The organism is Bacillus cereus group sp. RP37 (genome assembly GCF_040459695.1).
Taxonomy (GTDB): Bacteria; Bacillota; Bacilli; order Bacillales; family Bacillaceae_G; genus Bacillus_A.
In genome coordinates this window covers 1,825,591-1,849,097 of sequence record NZ_JARVHP010000001.1, presented here as the reverse complement: position 1 = coordinate 1,849,097, position 23,507 = coordinate 1,825,591, and the positions used below count along the sequence as shown (strand labels likewise).

Below are 23,507 nucleotides of genomic sequence, written 5' to 3'. Positions count from 1 at the left end.
CTTTCTAGTCTTCTACTTTCTCAAATAATAGCGCAAGCCCTATTCCACCACCAATTCCTAACGTCGCAATTCCATATTTCATATGCTCTCTTTGTGCTTGATAAAACAAACGTGTCACAAGCATAGATCCAGATGCACCGTACGGATGACCAAGCGCAATTGCACCACCATTTACATTTACTTTTTCGTACGGAATTTGTAACTCCTTTGCACAAGCTACAACTTTTGAAGCAAATGCTTCGTTTATTTCAAAATAATCGATGTCCTCTACTTTTACATTCATTTCGTTTAGTAATTTGTTCACCGCAAATATTGGACCAGTCCCCGGAAGGTTGGGATCCACTCCAACTACAGCACTGCGAACGAAACGAAGAACAGGCTTGTATCCTAATTTTCGAGCTTGCCGCTCTTCCATTACAAGAACTGCACACGCCCCGTCGTTTACACCACATGAATTCCCTGCCGTTACTGTCCCATTTTGTAAAAATGCGGGTTTTGTTCTTTTAATAATTCGTTCATAATTCATTTCTGGCTTTATAGATTCATCTAACAATCCATTAAAAGACAATATTTCATCATGTATATATCCTTTTTCTAACGCTTGCAGTGTTCGTTTATAACTGAGGCATGCGAACTCGTCTTGCATTTCTCGCGTTATGTTATAACGCTTTGCAACATATTCAGCCGCTACTCCCATATTAGGATCTCCAATTGTTTCTGGTGAAAATCGCGCTCTATTTTGAAAAGGTGATGTACTTGTACTCTCTACTCCTCCTGCAATATAACAATTACCTGCCCCGCCTTGAATGAAATGACACGCGGTGCGAATCGCTTCCAATCCGGCACCACATTGCCGGTCAATCGTTACACCAGGAATATGATAGCCAAGTCCTGCTTCTAAAGCAGATAATCTCGCAACATTCCCTCCCGGCCCAACAACATTCCCTAATATAACATCGTCTATTTCTCTCTCAATTCCTTTACTTAAAAACGTAAGAAGCGGCGTTACTAATTGCTGAACTTCATAATCTTTAAACATCCCATTCTTCTTACCAATAGGTGTCCTTTTTGCTTCTACAATAACCGCTCTATTCATATATCTTCTCCCGGTGTTTAATCATATTTTTTGCTGCAATACGAGCGATTTTCCCGCTATCTGTATACGGTATTTCATCTACAAAATGCCATTCTTTCGGTATTTTAAACGAGGATAATCGTTGTAAGCAAAAACTTTTTAATTGTTGCCTCGTAGCACTTCCTTTTACGATGGCGACAGGTTTTTCACCCCAGTAACTATCTTTCACACCAATTACAACTATTTCATCAACAGCTGGGTGTTCATGTAATACACTTTCTATTTCTTCTGGAAAAATATTAATTCCTCCAAATAAAATCATGTTCTTCTCTCTACCCACTATGTATATAAAGCCTTCTTCATCTTCATAACCTACATCTCGCACTGTCATCCAGCCATCCGCAGTCAACTCTGGAACTAAAACCTTATCCAATATGTAGCCCATAAAAAACTGATCACTTTTCACATAAACAGTTCCTATCTCGCCTTTCTGTACTTCTTCTCCTGCTTCGTTACATATTCGAACTTGCACATTGTGACAAGGTTTTCCTACTGAATTTGGCCTTCTATCGCTCTCTTCATCAACAAGTGCTGTTACAAAACTTAGTTCCGATGCACCGTAAAATTCATATTTTTGCGCATAAGGAAATATAATCTTTATTTTTTCTTTCGCTTCAGCTTCCCATTTCGCTCCTGACGAAATAATTTTCATTCCATTTTCTATCACTCTATTTTCTTTATATAAAGATTTTAGCATTGTCGGAACTGTATACATGACCGAAACGTGTTCCATTTCTAACTTATCCAGCACTTGATCTGGAATAAACTTTTTCATTATATGCACCGTTTGCCCTACATATAATGCACTTATTGCACCGTATAAAAAAAGAGAATGAACAAGCGTCCCAGCTATTAAAATAGAATCTTCTTTTTTCATATGAAAGTCATGTATATTGCAATCAAAACTATGAACCCACGATTGTTGTGCACGTAAAAATGCTTTTGCCTTTCCAGTCGATCCTGATGTAAATCCCATATAAAACGGAGCATGTTGTACATTTTCCACAGGATAATATGCAGGAAGATATTTCTCTATCATTCTTTTCCACTCAGCAATTTCAATTACTCTTCCTTTTTCATCCGATAGATCATTTACCTTATATCGCTCTGTCACAATCATATCCGGATTACTAATTACAATTCTTTCTTTGAGCTCATCCTGTTTCCACTTTATATCTAATGGCACACAAACCCATCCAGCCATAGCAGCACCAGCAAATAATTGTAAAAACTCCATACGATTCTCTAATAAAATTGCTATCATTTTATTCTTCGATTCTTTTTCGTTCAACCAGTTTGCTACTTTACAAACTGACTCAAACCACTCTTTATATGTTAAAACTCGATCATTTTCCTTTATTGCTATTTTATTTGGCTGTAAAGAGGCATGCTTTTTATATTCTTTCGTAATTCCCATATGAGATGTCCTTTCTTTACAAAATAATAAAAAGAAACACGCAATGAACGTGTTTCTTCTCTTTCTTATCCCGCATTTGTATACTTCCCACTCTTTAGAGCAGGCGTAATAATATGTTTCAATGAACGATGTAATTTTGTTACAAGAATTGCTGCTATAATCGCTTTTATGCAATCACCTGGTAAAAACACAACACTCACCTTCATCGTTTGCCACACAGAAACATCCATAACGAAAGCTTGTACAATAATACCAAATACATAAACTACGAAAATACCACCAATTATATTAATACATAATACCTTTATTATAGAAACTTCACGTAAACGCTCAATTAAATAACCAATGACAAACGCTCCAACGATATAACCAAGTAAATATCCTGCACTTGGCCCAACAAATACACCTGGTCCCCCGCGTCCACCTGCAAGTAATGGTGCTCCAACTCCAACTATAAGTAAGAAAATAAGCTGACTTAACGCACCAAGACGTGATCCTAACAATCCACCAGCAAGCATAACACCGAGTGATTGTAATGTTATCGGAACTGGTGTAATAGCAAGAGCAATTGGGGGTATTAATCCTAACACTCCCATAATAGAACTAAATAAAGCGACGAAAACTAAGTTTTTTGTATTCATATTTGCTTCTCCTATTTGTAAACTTAAAATGTTTTTCAGATAACATATTATAGGAGTTATATTATCTTTCTATCTAGACTTTGTCAACTTGTTTTTCATATCGGTTTACAAATGTAAATTCAATTATTTCTCTTTATGCAAATGCTCAAGTTCTTTTCGCAGTGCCTGTTTTAAAAACTTCCCAACAGATGTTTTCGGTATTTCTTCCATAAATACAATATCATCTGGTAACCACCATTTCGCAAACTGCGGTTTTAAAAACTCATATATTTCTTCTTTTGTAACCGTACTATTTTTCTTTTGAACAACGCAGGCAACTGGGCGTTCTTGCCACTGCGGATGAGGAATTGCAACGACAGCCGCTTCAAATATAGCATCATGTGCCATTAAAGCATTTTCAAGATCCACTGAAGAAATCCATTCTCCCCCGCTTTTAATAACATCTTTCGTACGATCAACAATTTTCACGCAGCCTTCCTCATCAACTGTAACAACATCACCAGTATATAACCAACCGTCTCGGAATCCTTCGACAGTACGATCATCGTTATAATAGCTTTCAGCGATCCAAGGTGCTCGTAAACATAACTCTCCCATCTCAGTACCATCCCACTTCACTTCACCATTTGTACCGACTACTTTCATCTCTACACCAGGGACAAGATATCCTTGTTTTGAGCGGATTTCTAATTGCTCTTCATATGATAATTCTGTTTCATAACTTTTTAAACGTGCAAGTGTTACGAGTGGGCTTGTTTCAGTCATACCATATGCATGTACGAAAGGAACATTATATTTTTGCTCAAATGCTTTAATAACGCTTTTCGGTGCAGCAGCACCACCGCATAATATTCTCGTTATACTAGATAAATCGTAACTATTATTTTCTAATTCTTGTAATACACCGAGCCAAATTGTCGGCACACCTGCTGCTATCGTTACTTTTTCAGCTTGAATCATCTCTAATAAAATTTTTGGAGTAAACATTGGTCCTGGCAGAACTTGTTTAGTTCCAAACCAAGTAGCAGCAAAAGGAAGTCCCCAAGCATTCACATGGAACATCGGTACAATTGCCATCGCCGCATCACTTTCCGATAAAGCAGCTGTATCCGCTAAACCGAGTGCCATACAATGCAGTACAGTACTACGATGCGTATATACAACACCTTTTGGATTTCCTGTAGTCGCTGACGTATAACACATACCAGCAGGTGTATTTTCGTCAATATCTTTTACAAATTGGAAAGTTGGATCGCCTTCTTCTAATAGCTTTTCATAATGATATACAGGTTCTAGCGTAGTATTGGGAAGTTCATCTTTATCAGTCATAATAATGTAGGCTTGTACAGTTGATAATTGTGATTGAATATTTTCAACGAGTGGTACGAGATCTTCATCTATAAGTAGAATTCGATCTTCTGCGTGCTGAATAATGTATGAAATATGTTGAGGAGATAAACGAATATTAATTGTGTGTAAAACGGAAGCAATACCAGGAATAGCAAAATATGCCTCCACATGTCGATGATGATTCCACGCTAACGTTCCTATACGCTCGCCTTCTTTAATTCCTAATTTTTTTAACGCACTGGAAAGCCTTCTCGTCCTTTCACCTAACTGCTTATACGTTAACGTCGTAACTGTATCATGTGTCCGTGAAACAATTTCTTTCTTTGAAAACAGTTTTTCTGCTCTTTCCATCATAGAACTAATTGTTAGCGGTACATTCATCATCATATTGGTTATATCCCCCTTTAAAGCGTTTTCATTTTTTTGTTTATTATAACAGACTTTTACAAAAAATTACGACATTTTTCTGTATTTTCTGAATTATTTCTTTGGAAATAATTCAGAAAATACTAAGAGAAAATATATTAAAATTCCTTCTTACGATATATAAATACCGAAATGAAATAAGAAAAGATATATATGATAACGCCAAATATTGTATATAGAATTGAAACGTATACAGATGAATTTAAATTTGATATTGGAAATTGTTCTATTAGATATCCAATTACACTTTGTAATCCAAAATAAGTAACAAGTCCCCCACATGCGCCTCCAATTGTAATAGCATCAGATTTTTCTGCTCCAAAAACATAGAGAAGCGGATAAGCTATTGCTCCGGCATTAAGAATGATGAACGTCCCTAAAGAAACACTCTTAAATATACCATCATCAAATGGTGTATCTGAAACTAAATCATGTACATAAAATATGCCATACGATAATAAAGTACCAATAATTACAACTAAAAAATAGAAAAGATAGTGACTTTGTACAATATTATTTCTAGTAACCGGTAAAGTAAGTACATATTTTTCATACCCCGACTTACTCTCATATTTAATAACTTCAAGTGCAGGAATCGCAGCAAATAAGATAATAAACGTAGCAATTAAACGGTACATTGAAGCATTACCAAAATAAAAAACAAATCCCGCTCCTAATATCGCTATTCCCATGAACATAAAGAAAGTTCGATACACTAGATAATAGTTTGTCAATAATAAACCTTTCATTTATTTTTCACTCCTCGTTAATAAAACACTTATTTCTTCTATTGAAATGGTTCTATGAGCAATCCCATTTGGTAGTTTATGCACATCTGATACAAGTACATTGAAATAAGAACCATTATTCCTTTTCACCACAACTATATCTTTGTTGATTAAAGTTAGTTGTTCCTCATTAACATCTACAATGGCATAATTGTCCAAAATCTTATCCTTTTCTTCATTCAATAAAATTTCTCCATCTTTTATAACGATAAGGTGGCTAGCGATTTTTTCTACATCACTCATAATATGAGAAGAAAGTAATATACCACCATTACTTTTACTCACAAAAATTTTTAATTCCTCTAACACCTCCTCCCTAGATGAAGGATCAAGACCTCCTGTCGCTTCATCTAGAATTAATAATTTTGCATTATGCGACAATGCAACAGCTATAGATAGTTTCATCGACATTCCACGGGAAAATCTACCTACTTTTTCATTAGTAGGTAAAGAGAAAGAATGAACTAATCGGTAAAAATTTTCTCTATCCCAAGATTCAAACATCTTTTCAAAAACCTTATGTAGTTGTTTTATTGTAAGATGAGCCGGTAGATTCATAGCATCAAATACGACTCCAATCTTCCCCTTATTCTTGGCATCTTTATTTATATTTTCTTCACCAAATATTTTTACTGTACCGCTATCTTTAGAAATTAATTCTAGTACTGTTTTAAATGTTGTTGATTTACCTGCCCCATTGTCACCAATAAATCCAACAATTGCCCCTGATGGCACATTGAATGTAACATCTTTTAAAACAACTTTGCTTCCAAATGATTTACTTAAATTTTTAATTTCTAGAATGTTTGACATCATTTCACTCCCATCTTAACTTTTAATAAAATTGATTTTCTCCTATTAAAAATTATCCACTTTATCTCTCACTTTCTTTTTTAGTTTAAAAATAATACGATTGCTATATTCTTTATTTTCTACTAAAATTCGATACATCTCCCACACTCCTACAACACGAACAAAAAGATAGACCCCAATTGCAATAAGTACAACACAGTACGGATAATACTTCACCAATTCTCCTGAAGTGATATGCTTTTTCTCAAACAAAAACGGTATTGCTCCTGCGGCTATAAAACAAAATCCAACAATCATCACTGCAGCATACTTCTTCTTAATAATCACATATCTTTTTGTCAATTCTTTTAGAAAGTTTTGATCAAATAGTAGTTCTTCCTTTTTCAATACATTGTATCGACTCTCTTCTATCGTTACAGGTACCATCATTGCTCCAATTCCAAGGACAGCAATGATAATAACAAGAAATGTCGACATTGTTGCATTTTCTTTAAATAATAAATACGGTATTGTAGATAAAATGAGCAAACTAAATCCTAACGCAATATATTTAGAAATTTTTTGTCCATACACTATATACCCTTCTGCCATTTCCTGACTTACGTAATAACCATCCACATTTTCATTATTTTGCTCAGCAGTTTCCTTTAATAAATAATCAAGTGATACTTCAAATACATTTCCAATCATTATTAACTTTTCAGTTTCAGGAAAACCTTGACCGTTTTCCCATTTACTAACTGCTTGCCTTGTTGTGTTTAATTTCTCAGCTAATGCTTCTTGAGAAAGGCCCTTTTCCTTTCTTAATTTAAAAAGCTTCTCACCAAATCCCATATGTGTGTCCTCCTTTGTTTTCTTACCTAAATTGTATGTAAACATTGCCCTTATCTCTATCTTCCTGCGGTTGCACTTTGTCAACTTACGGTTGCGATTGTGTTATTTAGCGGTTTTATATACGATTTAGCTAGTTTTCTTCTATGATTATGGCGTTAATAAAACACCTCTCCTAATAACCAATTATAACAATTAAAGGTAATTATTATTATAAAAAAACAAAAACTCCCTTATTCATTTAAAGGAGTTTTCGATATAAAATATTCCAAGAAGACTAATTTTTCTTCCTCATATTGATTCACAACTTCTTCTATACATTTTTGTATGTCATGCAGCGATTAATAAGCATCCCACACAGTATAAGTTGTCATCTCCTTATATAAGGCACACTCACATATATGTAAAATATTACTCCTTATTAACTTTCCTAATAAAAACACTTCTCCATAATCATAACGGCTTCTGCTTAAACTTTTCATAATGTCGTACTTTTAATAAAATGATATTCCCGCAATCTGTACAAATATAAGCATCTACTGGTGAAGACGTGAACATCGTCTCCTTTTTCCGTATTTGTGCATAACCGACAAACTCCCCTTCTCCTATGTTATGAGAACCACAATTAGAGCATGTCTGCACGTCTTTCTGTTCCATGAGAGCACCACCTTTAATCTGTTTCCACTCCCTTCGACAGCTCACTTCCATTTCCCTTCCAAAAAACCTCTTATTCTCTTACATTTCAACAGGAATCTCAGAACAAACATCGTATATGTACTATGAAATATGTTTATTGACGGAGGAATTTTATGAGTACAATTATGACAGTTAATACAGCACAAGAAATTGAAAACGCAGAAATACATATGCTTTCTTCTAGATTAGCGCTACTGCAAGCAATAAGCGGAAATCCAATGCAAGTACAAATGAAAAAATTCGGGAGCGCCACTGCCTTTTCATCAAAAATAATTGCTGGTCCTGCTTTTAACACAGTAAAAGGGATTACATTTACAAATACAGATGAGATAGATGAAATCATCTCTTATTATCAATCGCTACCAATTCCTTGTCGTTTTGAAATTACACCCGCTCAAGGTACAGCTGAATTATTTCAATACTTATCTCAAAAAGGATTTTACCAATCTAGCTTCCATACCGCTTTATATAGTATACCGAGAGAAGATCCATCCCTTCTTCCTTCTAACATTTCAGTACGCCAACTAAAAGAAAATGAGTTTTATATTTTTGCAGATATTTATGTACGTGGATTTCAAATGCCGTCATTTACAAAAGATGGCGTGCGCCAAAATAACGAAATTCTTTACAATAAACCAGGATGGCATTTTTTCATAGCAGAAGTTCAAAATACTCCTGCGAGCATTGGTGTCCTGTATATAAATAATGGAATTGCTTCATTAGCTGCTTCTGCTACTTTGCCAGAATTTCAGCGTAAAGGCTGTCATACTGCATTAATTCAAAAACGAATAGAAAAAGCTATAGCGACAAACTGTCATTTAATAATTGGACAAGCTCGCTTTGGTAGTGGCAGTCAAAATAATATGGAACGTGCCCATATGAAAATTGCTTATACAAAGTCAATATGGACTGCAAAAGACATATAATTAACATTCTTTCTCCTTCCATTGCAATCTTATACATTCTATGACAATTCCTTTTCTATCCCATTAATCATTTGAATATTCAAACTAGATTTGTTACGCTATTACTAGATACATCATTCAACTTGCAATATGAAAAGAGAATTCTAATCAAACTACAAGGAGGAAAAATGTATGAGTGAGCATGATCATGGTTTAAAAGAAAAAGTAGAAGGTGCCATTGATAAGGTAAAAGGTGAAGTAAAAGAAGTTGTTGGGAAAGTAACTGACAATAAAAAATTACAAGCTGAAGGAAAATGGGATAAAGTAAAAGGCACTGCTAAAGATACTGTCGGTAATGTAAAAGAGAAAGTTCATGAATATAAAGAGCATAAAAAGAATAAATAAAAGTACCAAAATATATGGTTGTGCAAGTAGTAAGTTATTAGAGAGTTTGTATTAAAATCATTTTAAAACGACAAATAGATGCCTCAAGGCATCTATTTGTCTATAAACAACTATTTTAATTACCTAATCACTCAAGCTTTTCCTTACTAACATTTTCTAACATAATGCCTTTGCTACAGTAAAGGCTTACTTTGTGAAATTTGGTTTTAAGTCACCTGTATACGGTTCATGCTCAACAAAGATTTTTATATCTTTTCCATTCGCATCTTTCCCGATTCTTGTATACGTAAATTTATCTTTATTTAACTCTGTAAGTTCAAGGACCGCACCATATTTATTATTCCCTAACGAAACGTGAGCTCTTATTTTATTACCATGTACAACATCAAAGAAACCATAGTCTCCACGACTTTCTCCTGTATTCACATTGAAAAACTCGTATTTATTTGTATTTTTATCATATTTTGCTAGACTGATTAAGTTTGAGTTATATTTTGTTACATTATTACCCTGTTCGTCTAATACCACCGTTCCGTTCCATAGTGTACTAGATAAAATTTCATCTCCATCAACGTCTGTAACTATTTTTCCCGTCGAGCTCTCTAAATTTTTATCAGGTCGCGTGAAAGACAGCTCTTTTTCATGATAAGGAACATGTTCAACAAACACTTCTACATCATTCCCTTTTGCATCTTTCCCCATTCTTTTATATGTAAATTTCTCCTTGTCTAATTGCGTTAATTCAACAACCGCTTGATAATTTTGCGTTTCAGAAATTAACACTCTTTTCTTTCCATCGTTGGTTATAAAGAAGGTACCGCTATCATTACGACTCTCTCCTGTATTTGCATTGAAAAATTCATACCTTGCAGTTTTAGCATCATATTTTGCAAGCCCGATGAAATTTTGATTTTCTTTCGTTAAATCATTATGGTCTTTGTCATAGACTTTTGTCCCTTTCCAGTTTGTTTCACCAAGTATGCTAGCTAGTAATTGCCCTTTCGTTTGTTTAGTGTGTTTAGTTTCTTGTATTGCATTGTATAAAAATTGTGCGTACTGTTCACGCGTCACATCCATACTTGGAGCAAATTTCCCTCCTCCTACTCCTTTTGCAATATTATTTGTTTGAACAGCACTAATTGCGTTTCTTGCCCATGAGTTCGTTGAAACGTCATTAAAAGTGTGATCACTCTTTGCCTTTAAATGAAATGCATTTGTAAGAACCTGTGCCATTTCTGCACGTGTTAAGGATGCCTTTGGCCTAAAGTTCCCATGCTCGTCCCCCGTAAAAACACCCATTTCTGTTAAAGACAAGATTTCCTTTATATAGCTTGTCGAATCTTCGCTTACGTCCCCATATGGGTTCTGATAATTTTTATTTTCTGCCACATTAAAATAACGATACATTAAAGCTGTGACTTGTTCGCGTGTTACGTTATCTCCAAAACCAAATCTCCCATCATCATAGCCGAAAATGATTTTCTCATCTGTTAATTGATGAATCGCCTCATATGCCCAGTGCCCCTTTGGAACATCTTTAAATACACCAGTATGATTCGTTTGTGGTGTAATCCCTTCTGCTTTCACTTCTCCACCTTTTTCAGTTAATAGAACTCCACCTAAAACTGCTGATATGATACATGTTTTTAAAATTGTTTTATTCATAGCTTCCCAATCCCTTCCTTCATTTAACAAAAAATCACACCACTTATCTTCCAAAAGAAGATTCTATGTGAGCAATTCATGTTTTAAATTTTGATTACAGCTAATTGTATACAAATTTTCAATTCCCCCAACTTTGATACGAAGTATTACACCTCCAAAGTTCTTTTTCATAGTATGCATAGCTGCTATATATAGGAATTATAAATAGCAACTATAAATTGCCCATAAATAAATTATTAAAAAAAGATAAAATTAAGATAATATATTTTTAATCTCAATCTAAAAAAACGTTATTCTTTCTCATCTAGCTTGCTAAGAAAGAATAACGTTTTTTAATTCTAGGTTCCTTGTGACAAAAAAGAAAAGGCTTATTTTATACGTCCAAAAACAACTTCACGGCCTTTTCCAAACAAAACATCGGAAAAAAGCCGTGGCATAATACTTATTTTATAATTGACGGAAGACGACCAAAATGGCTCTTTTTACTTCCCTTCGCTCTTCTCTAGCACATACAAATCTTCTTCAATATTTGATAATTTTTCAGTTACAAGTTTTCTAGCATCTCCAATTGCTTGATTGTATGCAAATGGTCCTACTAATTTTATCATTTCTTCTATTAAACGCTCTGCTTGGAAACGTCCAATTTCATCTAAATCTTCTTCAACGAAAAATTGCTGAATTTGTGCTACAAGCTCTTCTTTTTTATCATTTGGTATTTTTATATTCATCATCATTCGTTACTCCTCTATATTTAAGATAATACTTTTCTGAACTCTACCATAGAAAAGCGATTTCCTGGACAAGTTTTTGTAACCCCTTCTAGCTCTCTATGGCCAAGTATATTCCTTTTCTCTATAGCAAACTGCTTCATAAACATTTTACATAAAGAATATAATGCATTCATTTGTGCGGTAGTTGGATCATATTTATCAAAATTACCCGTCATACATATTCCAATTGTATCCCTATTATTATCTTTCGCATGTGCTCCAATATGTATACCTCGCCCTTCGACTACAGTTCCATCTTCTTCAATAAAATAATTGTAACCGATCCCGCTCCATCCTCTTACTTTTTGATGAAATTCATGTGTTTTATACACATCCCATCCATCTTCGGATGTATGGTGGATAATCAATTTATTTACTTTTTCTAAAGGAACTAATTCATCTTGAAATGTTAAATTTGCACATTTAATTTCCATTTGAACATCCTCCCTTAAAAGTCAATCATCACAATTGTTTTATCATCTGGTCTTATTCTCTTTTCCCCTTCCAACTCTTCAATAATTGCTACATATTCGCTTATACTAGTCTTTCTTATATATGCAACAGTTTGTTCGAGTGGCCAATCTGGATGGAATAATCCGTCTGAACAAATAAAAATCCCGCTCACTTCCTCTATATGTAATTCACCATGTTGTAAATAATGTACCGCTTCTTTCATTCCATTTGCAACGGAATACCCGCCCTGTATATTTGCAAGATAACGATTGTATTTTAACTGTTCTCGCACATCTTGAAAAATATGTTCTTCTGGTACAGATAACCCCTTTTTACGATCTTCTTCTCTCTTCTTTTTTGCTCGTTTACTAATTCCTTCGACCGTATCTCGCGTTAATGCTTGCATCGTTCCATTTTGAAGTATTGCGACAATCATACAGTCCCCTAACTGTGCGTATTCAATTTTCTCACCTTCTATTTGAACTGCTGCAATACATGTACACCACAAATGTTCTTTTTTTCTCGTATCCACTTTATATTCTAACATTTTGCTTTGCAATGCTTCATTTGCTTTTGCAACTGCAACTTGTAAACTATGAGTTTCACGTAATGAAGCAAAATAACTTGCAAATAAATGCGAAGCTATGTATGCTCCATTATGCCCCTTTTCATCCCGAAATGGGACGAGCGGTGTTGCCCCATCACATACACCATAAATCTTTTTATCTTCATTACAAAAATAAGAATCCTCACATTCTTGCTTCAACGGGCTTTTCTGTTGATACGTTTTTACCCTCATATCTGTATCCCCTTTCAAATGATAAAATACTCGAATTCTTTTGATTAATCTAATTTTCCGAAATAAACTGTTTTTACCCAAAACTTTCAATATCATATATAATCTTGAAATAATATGAATTTTTTAGTGAAGGACGGGAAAGAGATGGTCAGATTTCTTGGTGTTATTATTGGTTCTATTATTATTGCGATTGCCTTTAATCTTTTCCTTATCCCCCACAAAATTTTAAGTAGTGGAATTGGCGGAATTGCTATTATTTTAGGGATTGTCACTCCTGTAAACACGGGTATTATTAACTTTGTATTAAACTTACCTATCCTTATTTTAGGATACATAGGTCTTGGAAAAAAAGTAATTTTTAACACGGTTATCTCTGTTATTGTATTATCGGTCGCATTATACTACGTTCCAGTAAAAGTCGTAGCAACAGATCCACTTTTATCATCTATCTTTGGTGGTGTCATTGCCGGAGCTGGTATCGGCCTTGTTTTTAACTGTAATGGATCAACTGGTGGATTTGATATTATCGGTATGTTGTTGTCTCGCAAAAGAGACATTAAACTTGGTGGATTCCTTATTATTTTAAATGCAGTCGTTGTAATAATTGCAGGATTCTTCTTCACTTGGGATGTTGCTCTTACAAGCTTACTTTCCATTTATGTAACTGGTAAAGTCATCGATGCTATTCATACGAAACATCGAAAAGTTACACTTATGATTGTAACAAATGAAGCAGAAAAAATGAAAAAACAACTTCTTTCAACTGTTGTACGTGGGATTACATTACTTGATGGTGAAGGTGCTTATTCCAGCGAAAAAAAACGTGTACTTATGACAGTCGTTTCTCGTGAAGAATTGGCAAGTATGAAATTAACAATTTCAGAAATTGATCCTCATGCATTCGTTAACATTACCGAAACGGTTGAAGTATTAGGGTTATTTAGAAAAGGTTAAAAAACTAGGTGGAAATCCGCCTAGTTTTTATTTTCCATAAATTCAATTCGATTTCCAAACGGATCTGACACGTAAAATCTAATTACATCTGGACGTGCATGATCGTCTATTACTTCAATACCTTGCTTTATTAACTCTTGTTTAAATTCATCAATTTTTAAAACATAAAAAGCTGGATGCGCCTTTTTAGCAGGATTGAAGTTTTGCTCGACTCCGATATGAATCTCTTGATTTCCACACTTAAACCAGCACCCACCACGCTTCTTTAATTCCTCTGGCTTCGGTATTTCCTCCATACCTATTTTATTACCATAAAATTCTCGTGCTTCTTCTTCACACCCTACAGGCGCAGCTACTTGCACATGATCAATCCCTTGAATATAATTTTTCATTTTATCTCCCCCTCCTCTATCCTAATGTTATAAGGAAAACACACTCCTGTAACTTACAAAAGATTTATAAAACAATATAAGCTCCCCTTATTACCACCTTACACTCACTTTACCAAAATAAAGAAAATAAAATTTATTCTATAACTTCCATTTTTTATAGAAATACACATTACATCTATATTATAGTTATGAATAGACAAATCTTTTTAGATGCTAATTGTACGGAGGAAATTATATGAGTCGTAAAAAATATTCATCTACTCAAAAAAAACGTCATCCGAACATTTCTGGACGTTTACGAAAACATGTACAAGATCGTTCTTTAGCAGAAATGTACGCATCTCTGTTCGAACACAATCCTGATAGTATTATTTCATTAAATTTAGAGGGATTTATTCTACATATAAATCCTTCTGCCGAAAGAATACTAGGTTACACTTCTTTAGAATTAGAGCGCAAAAACATTACCTCTATTTTAGAAGCTCATATTTCTGAGCAAGTATTACAAAATATAAAGAATACTGAAGCGGATAATCAACAAGAGTATATCTTATCTATTTATCATAAAAGTGGATTCTTATTAGACGTCGTGACAAAACTAGTTCCTATTTTTGTCCAAAATCGTCTAACTGGCGTATATGCCATTATGAAACCTCTTGAAAAATCAGAAAGAATTGAAAAAATGCTAAAAGAAAGTGAGAAGAGATTACGTACATTAATGGATTCAATGCCTGCGTTTGTTATATTTAAGGATCATGAAGGGCGTTGGCTTGAGGCAAATGACTACGCACTTTCTTGCTTCGATTTTCATCATGTACCTTACCATGGGAAAAAAGATAGTGAACTCATTCAATATAATGAAGCGTACCGAGAATCTTTTTTACATTGTGAAGAGGTCGATGAACTAGCATGGCAACAAAGACAAATTCTTCACGGAGAGGAATTTATTATACATAGAGATGATTTCGACTTAATCTTAAGTATATCGAAAGTTCCTCTGTATCATCCTGACGGCTCCCGTAAAGGTCTTATCGTAATGGGAAGAGATGTTACAGAACTTAAAGAAACAGAAAAGTTATTACGAAGATCAGAAAAACTTGCTGTAGTCGGACAACTGACAGCTGGAATTGCCCATGAAATTCGAAATCCACTCACTTCACTAAAAGGCTTTTTAACATTGCTGCTCCCTGAAATAAGTGAGGAAAATAAATGGTATGTTGATGTTATGTTAAGTGAAATTTCACAAATGGAATCTATCACAAGTCAATTTATGGCGATGTCTAAACCACAAGTATTATCGATCAAAACTTGTAACATACAAGCTTTGATTGAAGAGGTCGTTACATTTATTTTACCAACTGCTATTATGCATAGCGTTCACATCATTATGGATCATTTTGATTACGTATATGACATTCAGTGTGACAGCAACCAATTAAAACAAGTTTTTATAAATATATTAAAAAATGCGATTGAAGCGATGCCAACTGGTGGAAATATTTTCATCCAAACAAAACCATTAGAAGATACCTTCCTCTTAATACGTATTATCGATGAAGGTTGCGGTATCCCAGAAGAACGTATCTCTCGTTTAGGCGAACCATTTTATAGCTTAAAAGAAAAGGGAACTGGACTAGGATTAATGATGTGTTACAAAATAATTGAAGAACATCATGGTAAATTACACATTTCAAGTGAATTAAATAAAGGTACGATCGTTGATATTCAGCTACCACTTTCTTCATCTCACCTTGCAATCCAGTCTTAAATAATAAAAGAAGCATCTGCTAACAATTAGCAGATGCTTCTTTTATTATTTGTACTTATAGAACTGTTTTTCCATACCATTCTTTTGCTTTTTCTACTTCACCCATCGTTAATTGATGCCCTCTATTTTCCCAATGCATTGTTACATTAGCGTTTGCATTTTCTAATAGTAGCTTCAATTCCTCTGACTCAGAAGATGAACAAATTGGATCATTTGTCCCAGCAGCAATAAACACGGATTTCCCAGCTAAATTAGGCAATTGTGTTCCTCTTCTAGGCACCATTGGGTGATGAAGCACAGCACCTTTTAACGCATTTTCGTAATGGAATAATAAGCTTGCCGCAATGTTTGCTCCATTTGAATAACCGATAGCAACAATGTTATTTCTATCAAATTCATATGTTTTTGCAGCTTCATCTAAAAACACATTTAATTCCTTCGTACGGAAAATAAGATCCTCTTCATCAAAAATACCTTCTGCTAATCGACGGAAAAAACGCGGCATCCCATTCTCTAATACATTTCCACGAACACTTAATACTGAAGCTTCCGGATCTATTATTTCTGCAAGTGGTAATAAATCTAATTCATTACCACCTGTTCCATGAAGTAATAACAACACTGGTTTTGACGCATCTTTTCCTTTTTGAAAAACATGTTTCATCATAATCCTTTTCCCCTTTCAATCACTTTAATCTAAATTTCTCACTTCAAATGGTAAAAGTGTTTGTTCAAGCTGTTTTCTATGTTGTTCATATTGTTCCGGTAACTTTAATTCCTCACCCATCGTCTCTAACGATTCATCATGAGCGAAACCAGGAGGATCTGTTGCAATTTCAAATAAAATTTCACCGTGTTCTCTAAAATAAATTGCGTTAAAATAATTTCGATCTTGTACAGGGGTTACATGGTATCCAAAACGAGATACATGCTCTTTCCAGTCTAGCTGATCAGAATCGTCACTCGCTCTCCAAGCAATATGATGCACTGTACCAACGCCCATTTGGCCACGACCAATTGTCGATAACCTCAAATCGATAATATTTCCAATATCAGCAGAAGAACGGAATCGAACAAATTCACCCTCTTCTCCAATTTTCTCAAGACCCATGATATGTTCTAACAGTTCAGCTGTTTTTTGAGGCTGTGCCGATAAAAGAACCGCACCACCAAATCCTTTAATTGCTACTTCTGGCGTAACTTCTCCAAAAGTCCAATTATTTAATTCGTCCTCATCTCTTTCTACTAATTCTATATGCAAACCATGTGGATCATCAAATTCTAAATACTGCTCTCCAAATCGAGTCATTTTTGTATACGAAACATCGAATTTTTCTAATCTATTTTCCCAAAACTCCATTGCCCCTTTTGGTACAACATAAGAAGTGATCCCTACTTGCCCGTCACCAATAACTCCTTGGCGAGCACCTGCCCATGGGAAAAACGTAATAATTGTTCCAGGCTTTCCTCCTTCATTACCAAAATAAAGATGGTACGTACCCGGATCGTCAAAATTTACTGTTTGTTTCACTAAACGTAAACCTAATACACCAGCATAAAAATCTACATTCTCTTGTGGGTGTCCTACAATTGCTGTAATGTGATGAATTCCCATCGTTTTCTTTGTCATTTTCTCCGCCCCCTTTTATTTCATTTTAAAAACTTTTATACATTAAAATTCATTATTCATTTTGTCCATACTGCAAAATAAAATCTGTCATAATAATTTTATCTCGAATCCGAGATATTAATTATAAAATTCCACATCAACTTCTAGCTTATCGGGATTATCTCGATTTCGAGATATTTTACCAAAAAAATATTTACTCACTCTATAATCATAATAAACCTTGATTTAGAATGTCATTTATCTCAAACTTAATATTTATTATAAGTTACTTACTTTTCTTTGTCAACAAGTTACTTATTTCATTTAAAATGAAATAAGAGTAAACGCTATTCACCGTTTACTCTTTTTTCAAATCATTTCGTTTCTTCTTCCAGCACCGCTTCCATCTCATTAAATTCACGATGAATTGCTTTAACTGGTTCTTTCGTTAATAAACTCACAACAATAACAGCTAATAAGCTACAGAAGAATCCAGGTACCATTTCATACATAGTTGCTTTTAAACTTGGAATTTGTACCCAAGTAATAACAACTACCGCACCGACAATCATACCAGTAAGAACGCCCCATTTGTTCGTTCTCTTCCAATATAAACTTAATAAAATAGCGGGTCCAAATGCTGAACCAAATCCTGCCCAAGCATAACCGACAAGTGTTAAAATTGTATCACTTGGATGATACGCTAAAACAACTGCGATCATAGCTACTACTAATACTGACAGTCTACCAATAAATACAAGTTCTTTATCACTTGCGTTACGACGGAAAAATGTTTTATAGAAATCTTCCGTTACTGCACTTGAAATAACAAGTAATTGCGAGGAAATACTACTCATAATCGAAGCTAATATAGCTGACAATAAAAACCCAGTAATGTACGGATGGAATAATATGTTTGAGAATGTTACAAAGACCATTTCTGGGTCTTGTAATGTCTCATTATTTTTAGCGTAATAGGCGATACCAACCAAGCCAGTGAGCATTGCACCTATAATGGAAATCGCCATCCAACCGATACCGATTCTACGAGAAGTTTTCAAATCTTTAATAGAGGTAATTGCCATAAAGCGGACAATAATATGCGGCTGACCAAAATACCCAAGCCCCCATGCTGAAAAGGAAATAATCCCCAATATTGTAGTCCCTTTAAACATATCTAAATGCGATGCATCAACTTGCTTAATCGTATTGAATGTTTCTGTTACACCACCAACATCTGTAAAAGCAACAATTGGGACTAATACGAGAGCGATAAACATAATACAACCTTGCACAAAGTCGGTCCAACTTACTGCTAAAAAGCCACCGAATAGTGTATAAGCAACAACGACACCCACAGTTACAAATAAACCAATTTTATAATCAAGGTTAAAAGAATTTTCAAACAAACGTCCACCTGAAACTAAACCAGCCGACGCATAAAATGTGAAAAATACTAAAATGACGATAGCGGAGACAAAACGAAGTATTTTCGTACGATCCTTAAATCGATTTTCTAAAAAATCCGGAATCGTAATTGAATCATTTGCCAACTCTGTATACGTTCGCAAACGCGGGGCAAGAATTAAATAGTTTGCATAAGCACCTATTAATAAACCTATCGCAATCCATACACTTGATAATCCTGTTGCATACATCGCACCAGGTAATCCCATTAGCATCCAACCACTCATGTCAGAAGCACCAGCTGATAAAGCTGTAACTGCTGGACCAAGTCCCCTTCCGCCTAACATATAATCTGATAAATCGGATGTCTTCTTATAAGACCAATAACCGATATACAACATACCTGCCATATAAATAGCAAGCGAAACCATAATCTCAATCTTCACCAAATCTCTCCCTTAGTTACATACGCCATTCAAAATTTCGAAAAATGACTTTTTCTATTTTCTTGTTTTCGCTTATGGTTCCCTACCTTAACAAACTTTTTTTGTTCTTTCAAGGGAACAAGCCCTTTTCACTACATGTGAAAACCTTTATAAACGCCTTTATCCCAGTGGATTACCCGGCTTTCAAAAGAAATTAAAGTTACAATATTCAGAAAATAAAAAGTGCTTTTTCACACCTTATTTTCATTTGTTTATCCGACAAATGAAAATAAGCTAAAAACCATACAACTGTATGGCTTTTAGCTTATTGGCATCGTAATTTTCTCTTTCTCTACGTATACTTTACGAAATTTTATATAGCAGCCAATACGCCAAGGTACTATATAACAAACCGCAAGGGTGTAGAAAAGAATGCCGATTGACTTTGGATCTAAACCTTGTAAATGTCTTCTAAAATAAGCACGTAAAAGGACAATAATTAAAAATGTAGCAATAAAAGCAATACTTTTTTTCGCATAAATTTGACCATCTTCTCTCAATTCATATCCAGTTAAAATAATTAGTGGAATTGATAATAACAGTCCAATCCCAGCAGCTACCCCAATTTGCCAATCAGCAAGTTGTATCGGTGCCGCATATAAAGAAAAACCAGGCAATAAAAAGAATAATGGAAATAATAGTCGTCTTCCTTTATTTTTAATTGGTCGATTCATAGAACGCATACGTCCAAATATAACGAGCCCTATGACGAGTAAAAAAATTGTAATACTGTACGAACCTTGATCCAAGTGAATCTCTCCCTAAAAATAGTCATTTTTAAAAACCTTTCCCATTATACTCTTAATATTTTCTAAACAATGTGATTATTCCTCCAAAAATTTTTACATATAAAATATATTTTTAGGTTTGATTTATTATAGGAAACAATTCCGAAAGAGGCACCACTCTCCCCTTCTCGTCTTTAAACACAATATGCTCTCTCGTTAAATGACGCGGACTCTTTACTCCCGCTGCTGCCGCTAGTGCAAATAAACTATATCTCATACTTATTATATAGTTCATGACCCGCCACTTCTTCTCATACGGATCTAACGCTTTTTGATAATGAGGATTCGTCGTCGCCACACCAGACGGACATTGCCCCGAATTACATTGAAGCGCCATTATGCAGCCACTCGCCATCATAAAACCGCGGGCTGAATTTACAGCATCTGCACCAATAGCTAAAGCAATTGCCACTTTATCTGGTGTAATTAATTTCCCCGAGGCAAACACTTTGAATTTGTCCCGAACGTCATAATGATTCGCTGTATCAATACATGTCAGTAACGCTGGAATAAGCGGCATCCCCATACTATCTGCCATCGATTTATATGTTGCTCCTGATCCACCTTCTGAACCATCAATTGTAATGAAATCTGGATAGACGTTTAACTCTTTCATCGTTTTGAATAAATCTTCCAACGGCTCCTGCTGTCCAATTACAATCTTCATCCCGACTGGTTTACCGCCGTTTTCTTGCAAACGTTGAATAAAATAAAGTGTATCTGCTGCATTCTTTAAAAATGGAAATCGATTCGGTGAATTAATTGTCTCTCCTTCTCGCACATTTCGAACAGAAGCGATCTTCTCATTTACTTTTTGTCCCTCTAAATGACCACCACGTATTTTCGCACCTTGACCAAATTTCAATTCGAATGCTTTAATGTTGCTTTCTTTTGCTTTCTCCATAAATTTCTCCATTGAAAAATTACCATCCTCATCACGGTACCCAAATAAACCCGGACCAATTTGCGCAACGATATTCGCACCTGTATGTAAATGTTCTGGAATAACGCCACCTTCACCAGTATTAATCCACGATCCGCCCGCCATTTTTGCTCCAAACCCGCTCGCTAAAATATAATTTTCTCCAATCGCACCGTAAGAAGTAGCTGATGCTCCAAACATGCCATACAGTTTCCATGGATATTTGCGGTTTTCACCGACTATAATTGCATCGTTTTCTTCGTATAACCAAAGATTCGTTGTATCCGCTGTCAATTTTTCTCTCCGTGAAAATAACCCTTCTTTATGAATCACATACTTTTTCCCTTCACGTTTTTGCGTTACATTCACACTTAGTTCCTCTGTTAATACCGGAAACAGCGTATTAGCAATATAATATCCAGATGCATCAAAATCTCGTTTTGATCCAAAACCTAGTATTTCTGAACGGTATTTTGCTAGAAACATTACACTTTGAAAATCATAACGTGAAAAGGGCTTTCCATCCGTATCATGATCAAACCAATACTGCCTAAATTCCGGTCCTATCTTTTCAAGTAAATAACGCATCCTTCCTAAATATGGATGTAACTTTAATATAGAATGATGCGTCCGTTTTTTAATAAAAAATGTAATAATAAAAAAAATGATTAATAGTAACATCAATAAGAGCAATATACTAATAATAACGAGTAGCGTTTCACTCATTCCGCTTCCTCCTATGAAATTCCATAATAAAAGGAGAACACCTGATGTGTTCTCCTTTTATCTTTATTCAAATTAACGTAGCAAGATGCTCTTTCGCATCATATTCCACTAAACTTTCAGCATTTTTAATTCGATGAATGAAGTCTGGATTAGCAATTAAAGGTCTTCCAAATGCCGCTACATCAATTGTTCCTTCTTGCAGTGCTTCTTCAGCCTCTTTCGGATTCAAACTCCCTACTCCTACAATCGTACCATCCCAATATTTTCTTACTAATTGATGAAAATTCTTTCCGTCAGCAATAACTGCCGTAAAATTCATCGTTGAAGGGTGAATCATCGTTAATCCAACTTCTTTGAACATATTTACAAACGTTTTAATTGCAAGCTCAGGATTTCCCCACATATAAGTAGGATTATCACCTTTGAAAGCAGAGAAGCGAAGAAGTGTTTTATCAGCTCCAACAGCTTCTATTACAGCCTCTGTTACTTCTTTCATAAATGTTAACCTTTGCTTTAAGTCTCCGCCGTATTTATCAGTACGCTTATTTGCAAACTCATAAGTAAATTGATCGATTAAATATCCGTGTGCACCGTGAATTTCTACCCCATCAAATCCAGCTTCGATCGCGTTTCTCGCAGCTTGTGCGTATTGACCAATTACTTTCTTTATTTCTTCTATTGTCATTTCTTCCGGGGTATCAAACGGTTTACGAAAACGTGGCACATTTCCCTCAGCTGCGATAGCAGACGGTGCTTGCGGCATTTGCCCACCAATTATCTCGTGATGACTCATACGTCCAACATGCCATATTTGAGCAATAATCGTTCCACCTTCTTTATGTACTGCCTCTGTAACAGGCTTCCACGAATCGATTTGTTCTTGTGTATAAATCCCTGGTACTCCTGGATTTCCTTTTGCTCTTGGGCTAATGACGATTCCCTCTGTAATAATTAAGCCAACTCCATCAGCTGCACGTTTTTTATAGTACTCGACTACATCAGTACCAACGACTCCTGTTTCATGATTCGCGAAACATCTCGTCATCGGTGCCATTGCTATACGATTACGAAGAGACCAGGATCCAATTTGAATCGGACTAAACAACTTTGTTTTTTCAATATTTCCAAAGGATCCCCAAGCGTTTATATTTGTTCCTTCATAAATACTTGCCGCTTTACTATTTGAACTTGTCATTTTTCTTCCCCCTTAAAAAATTCTTACCATAATCGCATCATACTTACTTTTAGATAGTAACGTCAATTTATTCGCCTTTACCATCAAACATTCGAATATCAAAAAAAACAGAATGATACAAATAAAAAAAGGTTTCCTAGGAAGGAAACCTTTTTTAGTTTACCGTA

Annotated in this window: 23 protein-coding genes; 4 read left to right on the top strand and 19 right to left on the bottom strand. The window is 34.9% G+C overall.

Translation table 11 applies throughout. From position 1 onward, the window contains the following. Positions 1-4: 4 nt before the first annotated feature. From QCI44_RS09795 to QCI44_RS09760, 8 genes are all read right to left on the bottom strand, one after another. The gene (locus QCI44_RS09795; protein ID WP_016135147.1) at positions 5-1,096 is read right to left on the bottom strand and encodes an acetyl-CoA C-acyltransferase; all 1,092 of its coding nucleotides are present in this window, start codon (positions 1,094-1,096) and stop codon (positions 5-7) included. Next, positions 1,089-2,552, bottom strand: a complete 1,464-nt coding sequence (locus QCI44_RS09790; protein WP_353811099.1) for an acyl-CoA synthetase — start codon at positions 2,550-2,552, stop codon at positions 1,089-1,091. Before QCI44_RS09790 ends, QCI44_RS09795 begins: the two co-directional genes overlap by 8 nt. Positions 2,553-2,617: 65 nt before the next feature. Then, on the bottom strand, positions 2,618-3,193 hold the full coding sequence (locus tag QCI44_RS09785) for a biotin transporter BioY (protein WP_016086806.1): 576 nt from the start codon (positions 3,191-3,193) through the stop codon (positions 2,618-2,620). Positions 3,194-3,316: 123 nt separating this feature from the next. Further along, positions 3,317-4,930, bottom strand: a complete 1,614-nt coding sequence (locus QCI44_RS09780) for a long-chain fatty acid--CoA ligase (RefSeq protein WP_002167835.1) — start codon at positions 4,928-4,930, stop codon at positions 3,317-3,319. A gap of 137 nt (positions 4,931-5,067) precedes the next feature. Then, positions 5,068-5,718 carry an ABC-2 transporter permease gene (locus QCI44_RS09775; protein WP_016086805.1) on the bottom strand — a complete coding sequence of 217 codons (651 nt, stop codon included), beginning with the start codon at positions 5,716-5,718 and terminating at the stop codon, positions 5,068-5,070. Continuing rightward, on the bottom strand, positions 5,719-6,570 hold the full coding sequence (locus QCI44_RS09770; protein WP_353811098.1) for an ABC transporter ATP-binding protein: 852 nt from the start codon (positions 6,568-6,570) through the stop codon (positions 5,719-5,721). A gap of 45 nt (positions 6,571-6,615) precedes the next feature. After that, a complete protein-coding gene (locus QCI44_RS09765) occupies positions 6,616-7,404 on the bottom strand; it encodes a helix-turn-helix domain-containing protein (protein WP_353811097.1) in 789 nt (262 codons plus the stop codon). A 450-nt stretch (positions 7,405-7,854) separates the two neighbouring features. Continuing rightward, positions 7,855-8,058, bottom strand: coding sequence for a hypothetical protein (locus QCI44_RS09760; RefSeq protein WP_016086802.1), 204 nt, complete (start codon positions 8,056-8,058; stop codon positions 7,855-7,857). 152 nt (positions 8,059-8,210) lie between these two features. On the opposite strand from QCI44_RS09760, the gene QCI44_RS09755 reads away from it, so the two are divergent. Further along, the gene (locus tag QCI44_RS09755; protein WP_353811096.1) at positions 8,211-9,023 is read left to right on the top strand and encodes a GNAT family N-acetyltransferase; all 813 of its coding nucleotides are present in this window, start codon (positions 8,211-8,213) and stop codon (positions 9,021-9,023) included. A gap of 171 nt (positions 9,024-9,194) precedes the next feature. Further along, on the top strand, positions 9,195-9,407 hold the full coding sequence (locus QCI44_RS09750) for a CsbD family protein (RefSeq protein WP_353811095.1): 213 nt from the start codon (positions 9,195-9,197) through the stop codon (positions 9,405-9,407). Between the two features lie 186 nt (positions 9,408-9,593). Here QCI44_RS09750 and QCI44_RS09745 read toward each other — a convergent pair whose 3' ends face one another. The 4 genes from QCI44_RS09745 to QCI44_RS09730 form a co-directional block, all read right to left on the bottom strand. After that, positions 9,594-11,072 carry a DUF4822 domain-containing protein gene (locus QCI44_RS09745; RefSeq protein WP_353811094.1) on the bottom strand — a complete coding sequence of 493 codons (1,479 nt, stop codon included), beginning with the start codon at positions 11,070-11,072 and terminating at the stop codon, positions 9,594-9,596. Positions 11,073-11,554: 482 nt separating this feature from the next. Continuing rightward, positions 11,555-11,806 (bottom strand): DUF2164 domain-containing protein, encoded by a 252-nt coding sequence (locus QCI44_RS09740; RefSeq protein WP_001983516.1) that lies wholly within the window; start codon positions 11,804-11,806, stop codon positions 11,555-11,557. Positions 11,807-11,823: 17 nt separating this feature from the next. Next, positions 11,824-12,276 carry a peptidoglycan recognition protein family protein gene (locus QCI44_RS09735; protein WP_353811093.1) on the bottom strand — a complete coding sequence of 151 codons (453 nt, stop codon included), beginning with the start codon at positions 12,274-12,276 and terminating at the stop codon, positions 11,824-11,826. A gap of 14 nt (positions 12,277-12,290) precedes the next feature. Further along, positions 12,291-13,094 (bottom strand): protein phosphatase 2C domain-containing protein, encoded by an 804-nt coding sequence (locus tag QCI44_RS09730; protein ID WP_098986549.1) that lies wholly within the window; start codon positions 13,092-13,094, stop codon positions 12,291-12,293. Positions 13,095-13,238: 144 nt separating this feature from the next. Here QCI44_RS09730 and QCI44_RS09725 point away from each other — a divergent pair, with 144 nt between their 5' ends. Further along, positions 13,239-14,048, top strand: coding sequence for a YitT family protein (locus tag QCI44_RS09725; RefSeq protein ID WP_000251342.1), 810 nt, complete (start codon positions 13,239-13,241; stop codon positions 14,046-14,048). Between the two features lie 20 nt (positions 14,049-14,068). Here QCI44_RS09725 and QCI44_RS09720 read toward each other — a convergent pair whose 3' ends face one another. Beyond that, positions 14,069-14,440 carry a VOC family protein gene (locus tag QCI44_RS09720; protein WP_098986550.1) on the bottom strand — a complete coding sequence of 124 codons (372 nt, stop codon included), beginning with the start codon at positions 14,438-14,440 and terminating at the stop codon, positions 14,069-14,071. A gap of 235 nt (positions 14,441-14,675) precedes the next feature. Between QCI44_RS09720 and QCI44_RS09715 the strand changes: the two genes are divergently transcribed. Next, on the top strand, positions 14,676-16,208 hold the full coding sequence (locus tag QCI44_RS09715; protein ID WP_016135156.1) for a BA3702 family sensor histidine kinase: 1,533 nt from the start codon (positions 14,676-14,678) through the stop codon (positions 16,206-16,208). 55 nt (positions 16,209-16,263) lie between these two features. On the opposite strand, the gene QCI44_RS09710 is transcribed toward QCI44_RS09715, so the two are convergent. The 6 genes from QCI44_RS09710 to QCI44_RS09685 form a co-directional block, all read right to left on the bottom strand. Further along, positions 16,264-16,875, bottom strand: coding sequence for an alpha/beta hydrolase (locus QCI44_RS09710; protein ID WP_033659747.1), 612 nt, complete (start codon positions 16,873-16,875; stop codon positions 16,264-16,266). Positions 16,876-16,899: 24 nt separating this feature from the next. After that, a complete protein-coding gene (locus QCI44_RS09705) occupies positions 16,900-17,838 on the bottom strand; it encodes a ring-cleaving dioxygenase (RefSeq protein WP_098986551.1) in 939 nt (312 codons plus the stop codon). A 353-nt stretch (positions 17,839-18,191) separates the two neighbouring features. Continuing rightward, positions 18,192-19,670, bottom strand: a complete 1,479-nt coding sequence (gene putP, locus QCI44_RS09700) for a sodium/proline symporter PutP (protein WP_353811092.1) — start codon at positions 19,668-19,670, stop codon at positions 18,192-18,194. A 299-nt stretch (positions 19,671-19,969) separates the two neighbouring features. Further along, positions 19,970-20,458, bottom strand: a complete 489-nt coding sequence (locus QCI44_RS09695) for a cytochrome c biogenesis protein CcdC (protein ID WP_016086791.1) — start codon at positions 20,456-20,458, stop codon at positions 19,970-19,972. A gap of 112 nt (positions 20,459-20,570) precedes the next feature. Beyond that, entirely contained in the window at positions 20,571-22,145 is a 1,575-nt protein-coding gene (locus tag QCI44_RS09690) for an FMN-binding glutamate synthase family protein (RefSeq protein WP_098986553.1), read from the bottom strand. A 67-nt stretch (positions 22,146-22,212) separates the two neighbouring features. Then, a complete protein-coding gene (locus tag QCI44_RS09685) occupies positions 22,213-23,340 on the bottom strand; it encodes an alkene reductase (RefSeq protein ID WP_098986554.1) in 1,128 nt (375 codons plus the stop codon). Between the last annotated feature and the right edge of the window lie 167 nt (positions 23,341-23,507).

Bases quoted from the DNA above. Each gene is read 5' to 3' on its own strand.
- QCI44_RS09710 (WP_033659747.1), bottom strand. From the start codon at position 16,875: ATGATGAAACATGTTTTTCAAAAAGGAAAAGATGCGTCAAAACCAGTG.
- QCI44_RS09770 (WP_353811098.1), bottom strand. From the start codon at position 6,570: ATGTCAAACATTCTAGAAATTAAAAATTTAAGTAAATCATTTGGAAGC.
- QCI44_RS09780 (WP_002167835.1), bottom strand. From the start codon at position 4,930: ATGATGATGAATGTACCGCTAACAATTAGTTCTATGATGGAAAGAGCA.
- QCI44_RS09755 (WP_353811096.1), top strand. From the start codon at position 8,211: ATGAGTACAATTATGACAGTTAATACAGCACAAGAAATTGAAAACGCA.
- QCI44_RS09750 (WP_353811095.1), top strand. From the start codon at position 9,195: ATGAGTGAGCATGATCATGGTTTAAAAGAAAAAGTAGAAGGTGCCATT.
- QCI44_RS09730 (WP_098986549.1), bottom strand. From the start codon at position 13,094: ATGAGGGTAAAAACGTATCAACAGAAAAGCCCGTTGAAGCAAGAATGT.
- QCI44_RS09705 (WP_098986551.1), bottom strand. From the start codon at position 17,838: ATGACAAAGAAAACGATGGGAATTCATCACATTACAGCAATTGTAGGA.
- QCI44_RS09735 (WP_353811093.1), bottom strand. From the start codon at position 12,276: ATGGAAATTAAATGTGCAAATTTAACATTTCAAGATGAATTAGTTCCT.
- QCI44_RS09790 (WP_353811099.1), bottom strand. From the start codon at position 2,552: ATGGGAATTACGAAAGAATATAAAAAGCATGCCTCTTTACAGCCAAAT.
- QCI44_RS09720 (WP_098986550.1), bottom strand. From the start codon at position 14,440: ATGAAAAATTATATTCAAGGGATTGATCATGTGCAAGTAGCTGCGCCT.
- QCI44_RS09785 (WP_016086806.1), bottom strand. From the start codon at position 3,193: ATGAATACAAAAAACTTAGTTTTCGTCGCTTTATTTAGTTCTATTATG.
- QCI44_RS09740 (WP_001983516.1), bottom strand. From the start codon at position 11,806: ATGATGATGAATATAAAAATACCAAATGATAAAAAAGAAGAGCTTGTA.
- QCI44_RS09795 (WP_016135147.1), bottom strand. From the start codon at position 1,096: ATGAATAGAGCGGTTATTGTAGAAGCAAAAAGGACACCTATTGGTAAG.
- QCI44_RS09765 (WP_353811097.1), bottom strand. From the start codon at position 7,404: ATGGGATTTGGTGAGAAGCTTTTTAAATTAAGAAAGGAAAAGGGCCTT.
- QCI44_RS09760 (WP_016086802.1), bottom strand. From the start codon at position 8,058: ATGGAACAGAAAGACGTGCAGACATGCTCTAATTGTGGTTCTCATAAC.
- QCI44_RS09685 (WP_098986554.1), bottom strand. From the start codon at position 23,340: ATGACAAGTTCAAATAGTAAAGCGGCAAGTATTTATGAAGGAACAAAT.
- QCI44_RS09725 (WP_000251342.1), top strand. From the start codon at position 13,239: ATGGTCAGATTTCTTGGTGTTATTATTGGTTCTATTATTATTGCGATT.
- QCI44_RS09715 (WP_016135156.1), top strand. From the start codon at position 14,676: ATGAGTCGTAAAAAATATTCATCTACTCAAAAAAAACGTCATCCGAAC.
- QCI44_RS09690 (WP_098986553.1), bottom strand. From the start codon at position 22,145: ATGAGTGAAACGCTACTCGTTATTATTAGTATATTGCTCTTATTGATG.
- QCI44_RS09745 (WP_353811094.1), bottom strand. From the start codon at position 11,072: ATGAATAAAACAATTTTAAAAACATGTATCATATCAGCAGTTTTAGGT.
- QCI44_RS09775 (WP_016086805.1), bottom strand. From the start codon at position 5,718: ATGAAAGGTTTATTATTGACAAACTATTATCTAGTGTATCGAACTTTC.